Origin of the sequence: Pseudomonas sp. WJP1, assembly GCF_028471945.1 — a bacterium.
Lineage (GTDB): Bacteria > Pseudomonadota > Gammaproteobacteria > Pseudomonadales > Pseudomonadaceae > Aquipseudomonas.
Genome location: NZ_CP110128.1, coordinates 1,745,955 through 1,758,706 on the forward strand (window position 1 = coordinate 1,745,955; position 12,752 = coordinate 1,758,706).

The window sequence follows — 12,752 nt, forward strand, 5'->3', positions numbered from 1 at the left end:
TATTTCGTCGTCATCGGGTGAAACTGGCCCGCCCCTTGCTATCAACTCTTTCAACTGTACCTACGATCCCAGTACAGCGGAGACCGTTCAATGCCCTTTACCCCCAATTCTCTCCTCCAGGCCACCGCTCAGGCCAAGAGTCAGGCTACCGCCGCCCCTTCCCCGAAGGTCGCCGCCGAGCCCGGGGACAAGGCGTCCAGCTTCTCTCGGGTGTACGCCACACAAGGCCGAAACCCCTCTGTAGCGACCGCTGACGGACCTTCGAAACAACCACGTGACGAGGTGGCGGACAGCACCGGTAAAAAGGACGTCGACAAGGATAACGCTGCCGCCGAAAAGCCTGCCGTTGCCGATAGCGGCAAAAGCTTGCCCGCCGATAAACCGGCGCAAGTCGACGACCAGCCGGCCAGCGATACGCCGGACGCCGTGCAGGTAACGGTCGTCGATGCCTTGCCTGTTGATCCAGCTTTGTTGCCTGCAGTCGCGACGCCTGTTGTGGCTGATTCGCCAGTCGTTGAAGCGATCGTGGCATCGATCATCCCCCCGGCCGTCCCTGCCACCGACGCTGGTTTCGATCCCGAAGCCGACCCGCTCGACGCCCTGCCAGCCTTGCGCATGGCCATGGAGCAGAGCGGCCATGTCTCGGCCTCGAGCCAGGCGCAACCCAAGGCGGCACCGACTCCGGCCGACGGCGAGCCGACCGGGGCGCAGGCCTTTGCCGCCGGCATGGCGAACATGCTCGATGTGCAAGCCGACAAGTCCAGTACCGGCCAGGGTAGCGACAATGCCTTCAGTGGCCTGATCGATGAGGGGCTCAAGGACCTCAAGTCTGCCAGCAGCGATACCCGGGTCGACGATTTCGCCAACCGTCTGGCGGCACTGACCCAGGCGGCCACGCCAAAAACCGCTAACGCGATGCCGGTCAACCAGCCCATCGCGATGCATCAGAGCGGCTGGACCGAAGAAGTGGTGAACCGGGTCATGTACCTGTCCAGCGCCAATCTCAAGGCGGCCGACATCCAGTTGCAGCCGGCCGAGCTCGGCCGCCTCGACATCCGGGTGAACATGGTGCCCGATCAGCAGACCCAGGTGACGTTCATGAGCGCGCACCCGGGCGTGCGTGAAGCGTTGGACGGCCAGATGCAGCGTTTGCGCGACATGTTCACGCAGCAGGGCATGGGCCAGGTCGACGTCAATGTTTCCGACCAGTCCCGGGGGTCGCAGGACCAGGCGCAGCAACAGCAGGCGCAGAGTGGACGTACCAGTGCCGGCGGCGGACGGCTCGATTCGATGGATGACGAGATCGCCCCGAGCATTGCCGAAGTGGCTGCAACGGCCACCCATGTGATCGGCTCCAGCGCCGTCGACTACTACGCCTGATAATTCGCGGCGCCCCCTGAAAGATCGCAGCCTTCGGCAGCTCCTACATTGGAATGTGTACATCCTGTAGGAGCTGCCGAAGGCTGCGATCTTTTGCTTTTTAGGCGCGGTCGCTTCTGGCATAACACTTGCTCCTGCCTTGTCGCGCGACTGTAAAAACCGAATAGTGACGGATTATTGGCATGGCGAAGAGCGACGCAGCAGTAAAAGACCCCGCAACCAAAGGCAAGCTCAAGCTGATCATCGTGATCGTGGTGGCGCTGCTGCTGGCGATCGGCTTGTCCGTGGGGGCGACCTGGTACTTCATGCACAGTGCCCAGAGCAAGCCTGACGTCGCGGCCGAAACCACCCCCGTGGGCAAACAGCCTGCCGTTTTCGAGCCGATGGCTCCGGCGTTCGTGGCCAACTACAACCAGAACGGTCGCCAGCGCTACATGCAAGTGAGTATCACCATGCTCGCGCGCAACCAGGCGGATCTGGACGCGCTCAAGGTGCACATGCCGGTGATCCGCAACAACCTGGTGATGCTGTTCTCCGGTCAGGATTTCGCGACCCTCGCCTCGCCGGTCGGCCAGGAAATGTTGCGCCAGAAGGCCACGGCCAGCGTCCAGGAAGTGGCGCAGAAAGAACTCGGCAAAGTGGTGATCGAACAGTTGCTTTTCACTAATTTCGTACTGCAGTAGGAACACGACATGGCCGTGCAGGACCTGCTGTCCCAGGATGAGATCGACGCGCTGCTGCATGGCGTCGACGATGGTCTGGTACAGACCGATATTGCTGCCGAACCCGGCACCGTCAAGAGCTATGACCTGACCAGCCAGGATCGCATCGTCCGTGGACGCATGCCGACCCTGGAAATGATCAACGAGCGTTTTGCCCGCTACACACGCATCAGCATGTTCAACATGCTGCGCCGCTCGGCAGACGTAGCGGTCGGTGGCGTGCAGGTGATGAAGTTCGGCGAATACGTGCACTCGCTGTACGTGCCGACCAGTCTCAACCTGGTCAAGATCAAGCCGCTGCGCGGTACGGCGCTGTTTATCCTCGACGCCAAGCTGGTGTTCAAGCTGGTGGACAACTTCTTCGGCGGCGATGGCCGCCACGCCAAGATCGAGGGGCGTGAATTCACTCCGACCGAGTTGCGCGTGGTGCGCATGGTGCTGGAGCAAGCCTTCGTCGACTTGAAAGAGGCCTGGCAGGCGATCATGGAAGTGAACTTCGAGTACATCAACTCGGAAGTGAACCCGGCCATGGCCAACATCGTCGGCCCGAGCGAAGCCATTGTGGTGTCGACCTTCCACATCGAACTCGATGGCGGTGGCGGTGACCTGCACGTGACCATGCCTTACTCGATGATCGAACCGGTGCGCGAAATGCTTGATGCCGGCTTCCAGTCCGATCTCGACGACCAGGACGAGCGTTGGGTCAACGCCTTGCGCCAGGACGTGCTGGACGTCGATGTACCGATCAACGCTACGGTTGCCCGTCGCCAGTTGAAGCTGCGCGACATCCTGCACATGCAGCCGGGGGATGTGATTCCCGTGGACATGCAGGAAGAACTGGTCATGCGCGCCAACGGCGTGCCGGCCTTCAAGGTCAAGATGGGCTCGCACAAGGGCAACCTTGCACTGCAAGTGATCGAGCCGATCGAGCGCCGTTGAAGCGGCGCAACTTCCCCTATTAACTCACTCTTCATTGAAGAGTTGCCCGCCGAGGACAAATGATGGCTGACGATATGAATACCCTGGACGACCAGGCGCTGGCTGATGAGTGGGCTGCGGCCCTTGAAGAAACCGGCGACGCCGGGCAGGCCGATATCGATGCCTTGCTGGCCGCCGATGCTGGCCGTTCTTCGTCCAACCGGCTGCCCATGGAAGAGTTCGGCAGCGTGCCGAAGAACAACGACCCGGTGAGCCTGGAAGGCCCGAACCTGGACGTGATCCTCGATATCCCGGTGTCGATCTCCATGGAGGTCGGCAGCACCGACATCAACATCCGCAACCTGTTGCAGCTCAACCAGGGTTCGGTCATCGAACTCGATCGCCTGGCCGGTGAGCCGCTGGACGTGCTGGTCAACGGTACCCTCATCGCCCATGGCGAAGTGGTGGTGGTCAACGAGAAGTTCGGCATCCGCCTGACCGACGTGATCAGCCCAAGTGAACGCATCAAGAAGCTGCGCTGAGTGAAAAGGCTTCTGGGGTTGTTCTCGGGATTGGCGTTGGCGTTGCCGTGCCTTGTGCTGGCCGCCGAGCCCGTCGCCAATGCCGCCGCCGCGCCTGCGGTCAACAGCGGCGTGGCCGGGCAGTTGACCCAATTGGTGTTCGGTTTGTTGCTGGTGCTGGGGCTGATTTTCTTCCTCGCCTGGCTATTGCGCCGGGTGCAACAGGCCGGGCCGGCCGGCAAGGGGCAAGTGATCGAGTTGATTGGCTCCCGCGCGCTGGGGCCCCGTGATCGCTTGATGCTCGTGCAGGTCGGCAACGAGCAGATCCTGCTCGGCCTGAGCCCGGGCACCATCACCGCGTTGCATGTGCTCAAGGAGCCGGTGCAAGTGCCGAGCGGGACTGAAAAAGCCACCCCCGAGTTTGCCCAGCGCCTGATGGAGCTGATGGGCAAGGATCAGAAGGATAAGAAGTAATGGGTGCGCTGCGCATCATCTTGACGCTGGCCCTGGTGCTGGCCGCGCCGCTGGCGTTCGCCGCCGATCCGTTGTCGATCCCGGCCATCACCCTGGGCACCAACGCCGAGGGCGCCCAGGAGTATTCGGTCAGCCTGCAGATCCTGCTGATCATGACCGCGCTGAGTTTCATCCCGGCGTTCGTCATGCTGATGACCAGCTTCACGCGGATCATCATCGTCTTCTCGATCCTGCGCCAGGCCCTTGGTTTGCAGCAGACGCCGTCGAACCAGATCCTCACCGGCATGGCGCTGTTCCTGACCCTGTTCATCATGGCCCCGGTGTTCGACCGGGTGAACCAGGATGCCTTGCAACCCTACCTGGCGGAAAAAATGACCGCCCAGGATGCCGTGGCCAAGGCCCAGGTACCGATCAAGGACTTCATGCTGGCCCAGACGCGCACCAGTGACCTGGAGCTGTTCATGCGCCTGTCCAAGCGTACCGACATTGCCACGCCGGATCAGGCGCCGCTAACCATCCTGGTGCCGGCCTTCGTGACCTCCGAGCTCAAGACAGCGTTCCAGATCGGTTTCATGATCTTCATCCCGTTCCTGATCATCGACCTGGTCGTGGCCAGTGTGCTGATGGCCATGGGTATGATGATGCTCTCGCCGCTGATCATTTCCCTGCCATTCAAAATCATGCTGTTCGTGCTGGTCGATGGCTGGGCATTGATCATCGGCACCCTGGCCAGCAGTTTCGGTGGTGTTTCGCCATGACGCCTGAAGTCGCCGTAGACATTTTCCGCGAAGCCCTGTGGTTGACCACCATGATGGTCGCCGTGCTGGTGATTCCGAGCCTGCTGGTGGGCCTGCTGGTGGCGATGTTCCAGGCCGCCACCCAGATCAACGAACAGACCCTGAGCTTTTTGCCGCGCCTGCTGGTGATGCTGGTGACGCTGATCGTCGGCGGTCCGTGGTTGGTACAGACCTTCATGGAGTACATCCTGCAGTTGTACGGCAGTATTCCGCAGGTCATCGGCTAAGCCATGTCGTCGCTGCTGCAACTGACCGATACCCAGATCAGCACCTGGGTGGCGACGTTCATGCTGCCGCTGTTTCGCGTCGGCTCCTTGCTAATGGTCATGCCGGTGTTCGGCACGACCCTGCTGCCTCGGCGCATCCGCCTGTATTTCGCGGTGGCCATTACCGTGGTCATCGCGCCGGGCCTGCCACCGATGCCCCCGGTCAATCCCCTGGATCTTAGCGGGCTTTTGCTGATCGCCGAGCAGATCCTCATCGGTGCGGTGATGGGCTTTTCCTTGCAGTTGTTCTTTCAGGCCTTTGTGGTGGCCGGACAGATCGTCGCCATTCAAATGGGCATGGGCTTCGCCTCCATGATCGACCCGACCAACGGTGTATCGACGGCAGTCATCGGGCAGTTTTTCACCATGCTGGTGACGCTGCTGTTCCTGTCCATGAACGGTCATCTGGTGGTGTTCGAGATCCTCACCGAGAGCTTCACCACGTTGCCGGTGGGTGGCGGCCTGATGGTCAATCACTACTGGGAGCTGGCCGGCAAACTCGGTTGGGTACTCGGTTCGGCGTTGCTGCTGGTGCTGCCGGCGATTACCGCGCTGCTGGTGGTTAACATCGCGTTTGGCGTCATGACCCGGGCAGCGCCGCAACTGAACATTTTCTCAGTCGGCTTCCCGCTGATCCTGGTGCTTGGGTTGTTTATCATCTGGGTCGGGCTGGCGGACATTCTCAATCAGTATCAACCGCTGGCCTCCGAGGCCTTGCAGTTGTTACGCGAAATGGCACGGGCGAGCTGAGTCATGGCTGAGAGCGAAAGCGGTCAGGACAAAACAGAAGACCCCACGGAGAAGCGCAAGCAGGACTCCCGTGAAAAGGGCGAGGTAGCCCGGTCAAAGGAGCTCAGCACCCTGGCGATCATGCTGGTCGGTGCCTCGGCATTATTGATTTTTGGCGGCGCCATGGCGCAGGACATGATGGAGCTGATGCGCATCAACTTCTCGCTGCCACGGGAAGTGATCCTGGACCAGAACTCCATGGCCACCTACCTGATGCGCTCGGGGCAGATTGCCCTTTGGTCGATCCAGCCAGTGATGATCACGTTGGTGCTGGCTGCCATCATCGGTCCGATTTCCCTGGGGGGCTGGCTGTTCGCGGCGAATTCCATGGCGCCCAAATTCAGCCGCTTGAATCCTGGCCCCGGGCTCAAGCGCATGTTCTCGACCAAGTCGCTGGTCGAACTGCTCAAGGCCCTGGCCAAATTCATCATCATTCTGTTCGTGGCGCTGGCGGTGTTGTCGGCGGACATCGATGACCTGCTGCGTATCGCCCATGAGCCCTTGGACATGGCCATCATTCACAGCCTGCAAGTCGTGGGCTGGAGTACCTTGTGGATGGCCTGCGGGCTGATCCTCATCGCTGTGGTGGACGTGCCGGTGCAGCTCTGGGAAAGCCACAAGAAACTGCTGATGACCAAGCAGGAAGTGCGTGACGAGCACAAGGATCAAGAGGGGCGACCTGAGGTCAAGCAACGAGTTCGACAGCTGCAGCGCGAGATGTCCCAGCGGCGGATGATGGCCGCCATTCCCGAGGCCGACGTAGTCATCACCAACCCGACGCACTACGCCGTGGCGCTCAAGTACGACCCGGACAATGGCGGGGCGCCGATGTTGATCGCCAAGGGCAGTGACTTCCTGGCGTTGAAGATTCGCGAGATTGCAACGGCCAACGAGATTCTGCTGCTGGAATCCCCGGCGTTGGCGCGGTCGATTTATTACTCCACCGAGCTTGAGCAGGAAATTCCGGGCGGGTTGTATCTGGCGGTGGCGCAGGTGTTGGCGTACGTCTATCAGATTCGCCAATATCGTGCGGGCAAGGGCAAGCGGCCGGATCCGCTTAAAGACGATCTTCCCATCCCGCCAGATCTGCGCCGGGATTCCTGATTAAGTGCCAGCGCAAAAAATATCTATGTAGGGCACTCTCCGAGTCCATCCAGTTAACATCGAAAGGCGTTCATTAGCAGCCAAGGAGGGCATGACTATGAAGCTTGGAATGACTACAGGATTGTTTCTGGGGCTACTCTACTGTCTGGCATGGCCCGCTTACGGCCATCTCGACGACGCCTACTCCCATGATCCGGATGATCCGTTCACCGATAGATCGCAATGGATGAAAACGATCCGGGACGATGTCCAACTCAGTGAGATGGCGTTACCGGGTACTCATGATTCGGCCACTTTCCAGGTCACCTGGTATCCGGTTTTCAAGGATGTCGTGGAAACTCAAACCCTCGGTTTCGATAAACAGTTGGAGTACGGAATACGGGTATTCGACCTGCGGATTCGTCGCACAGGCGATGCCTTGGCGCTGCACCACGGTGCAGTGTTCCTGGACAGGATGTTGGGCTCGGCGCTGGAGGCGATCAAGCGGTTTCTTCGAGACAATCCCAGTGAAACGGCACTGATTCGGGTGAGTGATGAGCATGAGGCAGACACGAACGTCAGCCAGGGCCTGGAGTATGTCTTCGACCAGTACATGCAGCTGTATTCGGGTATCTATCTGAAAACCCAGAACCCGCAGCTTACGCTGGGCGAAGCGCGCGGCAAGTTTGTGGTGTTATCGGCCGATACCAGGCTCAATAAATTCGGGCTCAGTTACAGGGATGGGAGCATTTTCAACATTCAAGACGATTACTCCATGGGCTCGAACTGGGATCTGCATGACAAGTACATCAAGATCAAACAGCAGTTGCACAATGCCGCAGCGGGCAGTCGGGATACGTTTTATCTGAATTACCTGTCGGCCAGTCATCGTTCGTTTCCCTATTTTGTTGCCAGTGGCCATGTGTCGCCGGGAACGGATGCAGCAAGGTTGTGGACAGGGCTGATTGATTTTGGGCATAGCGACCTCTATCCAAGGTTTCCAAGGACGGGGTGTACGGCAGGTACGTGTTTTATTTCCTTTGAGGGCACCAATGTACTGACGCGAGACGATTTGACGTCGCTGAATAATCAGTCGACGCAGGTGAGGACGGTGGGTATCGTGTTGGCGGATTTTCCGGGTGATTCGCTGATTGATAGTGTTATTCGTAACAACTATCGGCGGGGGCATGATTTAGGCGGGGAGTGAGTTTTGCTGGTTTCTGCAGAGGTGGGGGTCACACTTTAAGTCGGAAAATAAAATGGACTGAAAAGTGAAAAGGGGACAGTGAAAAGGGGACAGATTTATTTAAGAGAGAAAAGAGGCAAGAAAAGGGGGGGCGCATTGAACGTAGCGGATTTTGACCATTTCGCTAATCTTTGTTGATATTTTTCGTGGGTCTGCCTTGGCCTCGACCTGTTATTCGAAGCCCTGTGATGTGCTCTATTTCTTCCGCAAAGCGCGAGGCTCCTGTCAGTTGTCCTCGCTGTAGTGCACTTCTGATTAGGTCCAGTTCTCCAATCGGAGCAACTTGCTCTACAAAATTTGTATATCGTTCTCGTCGAACGAGTTCTGTTGAGCCAAGGGCTTCAAAGCATGGGTCAATGTCCAGCCAGTTGTTTTCTGCCGGCTCCACTACACGAAGACGATAGCTCGACCACGGATAGTTTTCCGCTCTCGACACAATGTGAGCTCTCACGGGGTTTAACTCAATGTATCGGCTACACGCTAGTAGGTAAGTGTCCGATTGAACGACGCTAGACTTGTAACGACTCTCCCATAGAGTTCCTGAACGGCCTTCCAGCTTATTTCGATAACGAGTCATGCGAGCGGCGAGAGCTTTCATCAGTTGCCCTAAGCTTGCGGGCGTGTCGCCAGGTGAGAGCAAAAGATGGACATGATTGGTCATCAAACAATAGGCATAAACCCTCAGGCCGAGGGTCTCTTTTAGCTCGGGCAGGTCTGCGAGGTAGTACTCAAAATCACGGGTATCAGCGAATACCACCTGCTGATTGTGGCCCCGCTGTACGACATGGTGGGGGTAGTTTGGCAATACTACGCGTCCGATTCTTGGCATGTGTCTTCCTACGTCCTTGCGATTACGTGAAAAGCGTAGTCGTAGCGAAAAAATCATCCCTGTTTATTGTAAGCAAATCTATCGTTGCCTTATTGTACGTGGCGATTAAATAAATCTGTCCCCTTTTTCCTCTTTTTCCTTATTTTGATGGGTCGTAGTTGCGAACATATGGGGAGTCGGGATGAACTCCTCTGATTTTACCGTTCAGGGCCTCTATTTTTAAGTCATTAAGTTTTTTGGTTCGTTGTTGTGCATTAAATGGATGTCTCCTCATTACTCTGAAAACTTCATTCTGAAAGTTTCCCGCATTTATTGTGTCGTCAATCGGTGGGAGAGCTACGATTTTGTGTGCTGTTTTCAGGTCCTTTCCCGGGACTGTCGAGTAAGTCAGTTCATAAAGTGTCGCCTTAGGGTTTATTGTTGTTCCCATTTTGACCATTCCTTCAACTGGAACTCGGCCTTTTAGGCTAGCCTCATTTGCTTCTTTCATCGGGGTGGGGACGCGATTGGGGTCTTTAGATAAAAGGAATTTATTGTAAGTCGCTTTTTCAGTAATTGGAGTGTTCGCTCGAGAGTTTATTATGATATTTGAGGTTGTCTTAGTGGGTGGAGGTAAAAGGTTGCTGGCTTGTATAACTCGGCCATGAACAAAGCTTGATATACTAGGTATCAGGGTAACGTGCCCGGTCGGGTCGTATCGATTGATTGGATTTCCTGCGCAATAAGCGTAGGGGTTCAAGCCACCTACTTCAAAAGGACTCAAACTATCCGGGCTGGTAAACCTCATCAACACCGGATTAAACGCCCGATACCCATTTCCTAGCAAGTAATGCCCAGTCACCGGATCCGGCCGTTCGCCGTTAAAACCGAGCAGGCTGAGTAACCCGCTTTCAGCAGAGCGGTGACCATAGGGCGAATAGGCGATGGGCTGCGGTAGCTGATTGGCCCTGACCGTCTGCAGCACCGAACGCTGCTGATCGGTGGCCAGCAGCGTGATATCAGATGCATCACCCTCACTTCGTTGCTGCGCCAACAACTGGTCATCTTGCTGGACGATCGAGTAGCGCATCGCACCCTGTATCTCGGTGGTCAGCCTGCTTTTGCAGTAGAAGCGCTGGCGCCTGGGGGCGTCTGCCAGTGCATGACTGATCAGGCGATCGAGGGGGTCGTAGTGGTAATGGCAGAGCTCGGTTTCGCGCGGTGATGATGTCATGGGCGGTTACCCCAAGGTCCGATGTGAGGGAGCTCAGTATTGGCCTCTTCAGAAAAGTTGGGAACTAGCAGAACTGATAGGTGTGCTGGGGTTGCATCTTCGATTTGCGGGTCGTTTGTGCTTTGCGAGATGCTCGGTGGCAGTGCCGTCCTCTTCGCGGGCAAGCCTCGCTCCTCCAGTGATTGGGGGTAATCGCGAAATCAGCAATAGACATTAAACGGTGGGAGCCGGGCTTGCCCGCGATGACGCCAGGCAAATCAAATCCTGCGATAAAACCTCTATTTCAACCTCCCGCAAAAGTTGGAAGGCTTCTTGCAGTAGCCGCTTTGCGCCAGCTTCTGGCGTCAAAAGTTTTGCTTCAAAGGAACGGGGAATACCGGTGGATCGCTCTCAGTTAATCAACAGTGCCCGCAGCAACATTGCTGACCTCAGTCGAGGCAATCTGGGCGTGCCGCTGTTGTTGCTGGTCATGTTGGCGATGATGATGTTGCCGATGCCGCCGTTCCTGCTGGACGTGTTCTTCACGTTCAACATTGCCCTGTCGATCGTCGTGCTGCTGGTGTGCGTCTACGCCTTGCGGCCGCTGGATTTTGCGGTGTTCCCGACCATTCTGCTGGTGGCGACGCTCCTGCGGTTGGCGCTCAACGTTGCGTCCACGCGGGTGGTGATGCTCCACGGCCAGGACGGTCATGCGGCGGCTGGCAAGGTGATCCAGGCCTTCGGCGAGGTGGTGATCGGCGGTAACTACGTGGTTGGTATCGTGGTGTTCGCGATCCTGATGATCATCAACTTTGTCGTGGTGACCAAGGGTGCCGGGCGTATTTCCGAGGTGAGCGCGCGGTTCACCCTCGATGCGATGCCCGGCAAGCAAATGGCCATCGACGCCGACCTCAATGCCGGCCTGATCGATCAGGCCCAGGCCAAGGCCCGGCGTTCGGAAGTGGCGCAGGAGGCCGAGTTCTATGGCTCGATGGACGGTGCCAGCAAGTTCGTGCGCGGTGATGCCATCGCTGGCTTGCTGATTCTGTTCATCAACCTGATCGGCGGCATGGCGGTCGGTATCTTCCAGCACAACATGACCTTCGCCGATGCCGGCAAGGTGTACGCCCTGCTGACCATTGGTGACGGTTTGGTGGCGCAATTGCCATCACTGTTGTTATCCACAGCGGCGGCGATCATGGTGACCCGTGCTTCGGGCTCCGAAGACATGGGCAAGCAGATCAATCGGCAGATGTTCGCTTCGCCCAAGGCGTTGGCGGTGTCGGCGGGCTTGATGGCGGTGATGGGGCTGGTGCCCGGCATGCCGCACTTTTCCTTCCTGTCCATGGCCGCCCTGGCCGCGGGTGGTGCGTATCTGTTCTGGAAAAAACAGAACACGGCCAAGGTGCAGGCCCTGCAAGAGGTCAAGCGTCAGCAGGAACTGTTGCCATCCCCGGCCCGCGCCCAGGAAACCAAGGAGCTGGGCTGGGATGATGTGACGCCGATCGACATGATCGGCCTGGAAGTGGGCTACCGGCTGATTCCGCTGGTGGACCGCAACCAGGGTGGTCAATTGCTGGCACGGATCAAGGGCGTGCGCAAGAAGCTGTCCCAGGACCTGGGCTTTCTCATGCCCACGGTGCACATCCGCGACAACCTCGACCTGGCGCCGAGCGCCTATCGCCTGACCCTGATGGGGGTGATCCTGGCCGAGGCGGAGATTTACCCGGACCGGGAGCTGGCGATCAACCCGGGTCAGGTCTACGGCACGCTCAACGGTATAACCGCCAAAGATCCGGCTTTCGGCCTGGAGGCGGTGTGGATAGAAATCAGCCAGCGCGCCCAGGCGCAATCGCTGGGTTACACCGTGGTCGATGCCAGTACCGTGGTGGCCACCCACCTGAACCAGATCCTGTACAAGCACTCCAGCGAGTTGATCGGCCACGAGGAAGTCCAGCAACTCATGCAATTGCTGGCGAAAAACTCGCCGAAGCTGGCCGAAGAGCTGGTACCGGGCGTGCTGTCGCTCTCGCAATTGCTCAAGGTCCTGCAGGCGCTGTTGGCCGAACAGGTGCCGGTACGCGACATTCGTAGCATTGCCGAAGCCATCGCGAACAACGCCAACAAGAGTCAAGATACCGCCGCACTGGTCGCCGCGGTGCGCGTCGGCGTATCCCGCGCAATCGTGCAAAGCATTGTAGGCACTGACTCCGAGCTGCCAGTGATCACGCTGGAGCCAAGGTTGGAACAAATATTGCTCAATAGTCTGCAGAAGGCAGGACAAGGCTCTGAAGAGGGCGTTCTGCTGGAGCCAAGCATGGCTGAAAAGCTGCAGCGCTCGTTGATCGATGCGGCGCAGCGGCAGGAGATGCAAGGTCAACCGGTGATTCTGCTGGTAGCTGGTCCGGTTCGCGCGATGCTCTCGCGATTTGGCCGGCTCGCGGTCCCGGGTTTGCATGTGTTGGCTTATCAGGAAATTCCTGACAACAAGCAAGTGACCATCGTTGCGACAGTAGGGCCCAACGGCTGAGGTAG

Annotated in this window: 13 protein-coding genes; 11 read left to right on the forward strand and 2 right to left on the reverse strand. The window is 58.0% G+C overall.

Annotated elements, in window-relative coordinates; translation table 11 throughout:
• Positions 1-90 precede the first annotated feature (90 nt).
• The 10 genes from OH720_RS07945 (at position 91) to OH720_RS07990 (ending at position 8,157) form a co-directional block, all read left to right on the forward strand.
• Positions 91-1,380: a flagellar hook-length control protein FliK gene (locus OH720_RS07945; protein WP_272605155.1), complete on the forward strand. Its 1,290-nt coding sequence runs from the start codon at positions 91-93 to the stop codon at positions 1,378-1,380.
• 182 nt (positions 1,381-1,562) lie between these two features.
• The gene (fliL, locus tag OH720_RS07950; RefSeq protein WP_272605156.1) at positions 1,563-2,063 is read left to right on the forward strand and encodes a flagellar basal body-associated protein FliL; all 501 of its coding nucleotides are present in this window, start codon (positions 1,563-1,565) and stop codon (positions 2,061-2,063) included.
• Positions 2,064-2,072: 9 nt separating this feature from the next.
• The gene (gene fliM, locus OH720_RS07955) at positions 2,073-3,041 is read left to right on the forward strand and encodes a flagellar motor switch protein FliM (protein ID WP_272605157.1); all 969 of its coding nucleotides are present in this window, start codon (positions 2,073-2,075) and stop codon (positions 3,039-3,041) included.
• Between the two features lie 62 nt (positions 3,042-3,103).
• Positions 3,104-3,562 (forward strand): flagellar motor switch protein FliN, encoded by a 459-nt coding sequence (gene fliN / locus OH720_RS07960; RefSeq protein ID WP_272606416.1) that lies wholly within the window; start codon positions 3,104-3,106, stop codon positions 3,560-3,562.
• Positions 3,563-4,015, forward strand: a complete 453-nt coding sequence (fliO, locus tag OH720_RS07965) for a flagellar biosynthetic protein FliO (protein ID WP_272605158.1) — start codon at positions 3,563-3,565, stop codon at positions 4,013-4,015. It abuts the gene before it with no gap.
• Positions 4,015-4,773, forward strand: coding sequence for a flagellar type III secretion system pore protein FliP (fliP, locus tag OH720_RS07970; protein ID WP_272605159.1), 759 nt, complete (start codon positions 4,015-4,017; stop codon positions 4,771-4,773). The genes fliO and fliP overlap by 1 nt, the downstream gene beginning before the upstream one ends.
• Positions 4,770-5,039 carry a flagellar biosynthesis protein FliQ gene (gene fliQ / locus OH720_RS07975; RefSeq protein WP_015096238.1) on the forward strand — a complete coding sequence of 90 codons (270 nt, stop codon included), beginning with the start codon at positions 4,770-4,772 and terminating at the stop codon, positions 5,037-5,039. Before fliP ends, fliQ begins: the two co-directional genes overlap by 4 nt.
• Before the next feature lie 3 nt (positions 5,040-5,042).
• Positions 5,043-5,828: a flagellar biosynthetic protein FliR gene (gene fliR, locus OH720_RS07980; RefSeq protein WP_272605160.1), complete on the forward strand. Its 786-nt coding sequence runs from the start codon at positions 5,043-5,045 to the stop codon at positions 5,826-5,828.
• Positions 5,829-5,831: 3 nt separating this feature from the next.
• Entirely contained in the window at positions 5,832-6,971 is a 1,140-nt protein-coding gene (gene flhB, locus OH720_RS07985; RefSeq protein WP_272605161.1) for a flagellar biosynthesis protein FlhB, read from the forward strand.
• A gap of 91 nt (positions 6,972-7,062) precedes the next feature.
• Positions 7,063-8,157, forward strand: a complete 1,095-nt coding sequence (locus OH720_RS07990) for a phosphatidylinositol-specific phospholipase C (RefSeq protein ID WP_272605162.1) — start codon at positions 7,063-7,065, stop codon at positions 8,155-8,157.
• A 163-nt stretch (positions 8,158-8,320) separates the two neighbouring features.
• Here the strand turns inward: OH720_RS07990 and OH720_RS07995 are convergent, their stop codons facing one another.
• Together OH720_RS07995 and OH720_RS08000 are read right to left on the reverse strand one after the other, a co-directional pair.
• Positions 8,321-9,025, reverse strand: a complete 705-nt coding sequence (locus OH720_RS07995) for a transposase (protein WP_272605163.1) — start codon at positions 9,023-9,025, stop codon at positions 8,321-8,323.
• A 139-nt stretch (positions 9,026-9,164) separates the two neighbouring features.
• The gene (locus OH720_RS08000; protein ID WP_272605164.1) at positions 9,165-10,238 is read right to left on the reverse strand and encodes an RHS repeat-associated core domain-containing protein; all 1,074 of its coding nucleotides are present in this window, start codon (positions 10,236-10,238) and stop codon (positions 9,165-9,167) included.
• 379 nt (positions 10,239-10,617) lie between these two features.
• On the opposite strand from OH720_RS08000, the gene flhA reads away from it, so the two are divergent.
• Positions 10,618-12,747 (forward strand): flagellar biosynthesis protein FlhA, encoded by a 2,130-nt coding sequence (gene flhA, locus OH720_RS08005; RefSeq protein ID WP_272605165.1) that lies wholly within the window; start codon positions 10,618-10,620, stop codon positions 12,745-12,747.
• Positions 12,748-12,752 lie beyond the last annotated feature (5 nt).

Bases quoted from the DNA above. Each gene is read 5' to 3' on its own strand.
- OH720_RS07945 (WP_272605155.1), top strand. From the start codon at position 91: ATGCCCTTTACCCCCAATTCTCTCCTCCAGGCCACCGCTCAGGCCAAG.
- fliL (WP_272605156.1), top strand. From the start codon at position 1,563: ATGGCGAAGAGCGACGCAGCAGTAAAAGACCCCGCAACCAAAGGCAAG.
- fliM (WP_272605157.1), top strand. From the start codon at position 2,073: ATGGCCGTGCAGGACCTGCTGTCCCAGGATGAGATCGACGCGCTGCTG.
- fliN (WP_272606416.1), top strand. From the start codon at position 3,104: ATGGCTGACGATATGAATACCCTGGACGACCAGGCGCTGGCTGATGAG.
- fliP (WP_272605159.1), top strand. From the start codon at position 4,015: ATGGGTGCGCTGCGCATCATCTTGACGCTGGCCCTGGTGCTGGCCGCG.
- fliQ (WP_015096238.1), top strand. From the start codon at position 4,770: ATGACGCCTGAAGTCGCCGTAGACATTTTCCGCGAAGCCCTGTGGTTG.
- fliR (WP_272605160.1), top strand. From the start codon at position 5,043: ATGTCGTCGCTGCTGCAACTGACCGATACCCAGATCAGCACCTGGGTG.
- flhB (WP_272605161.1), top strand. From the start codon at position 5,832: ATGGCTGAGAGCGAAAGCGGTCAGGACAAAACAGAAGACCCCACGGAG.
- OH720_RS07990 (WP_272605162.1), top strand. From the start codon at position 7,063: ATGACTATGAAGCTTGGAATGACTACAGGATTGTTTCTGGGGCTACTC.
- OH720_RS07995 (WP_272605163.1), bottom strand. From the start codon at position 9,025: ATGCCAAGAATCGGACGCGTAGTATTGCCAAACTACCCCCACCATGTC.
- OH720_RS08000 (WP_272605164.1), bottom strand. From the start codon at position 10,238: ATGACATCATCACCGCGCGAAACCGAGCTCTGCCATTACCACTACGAC.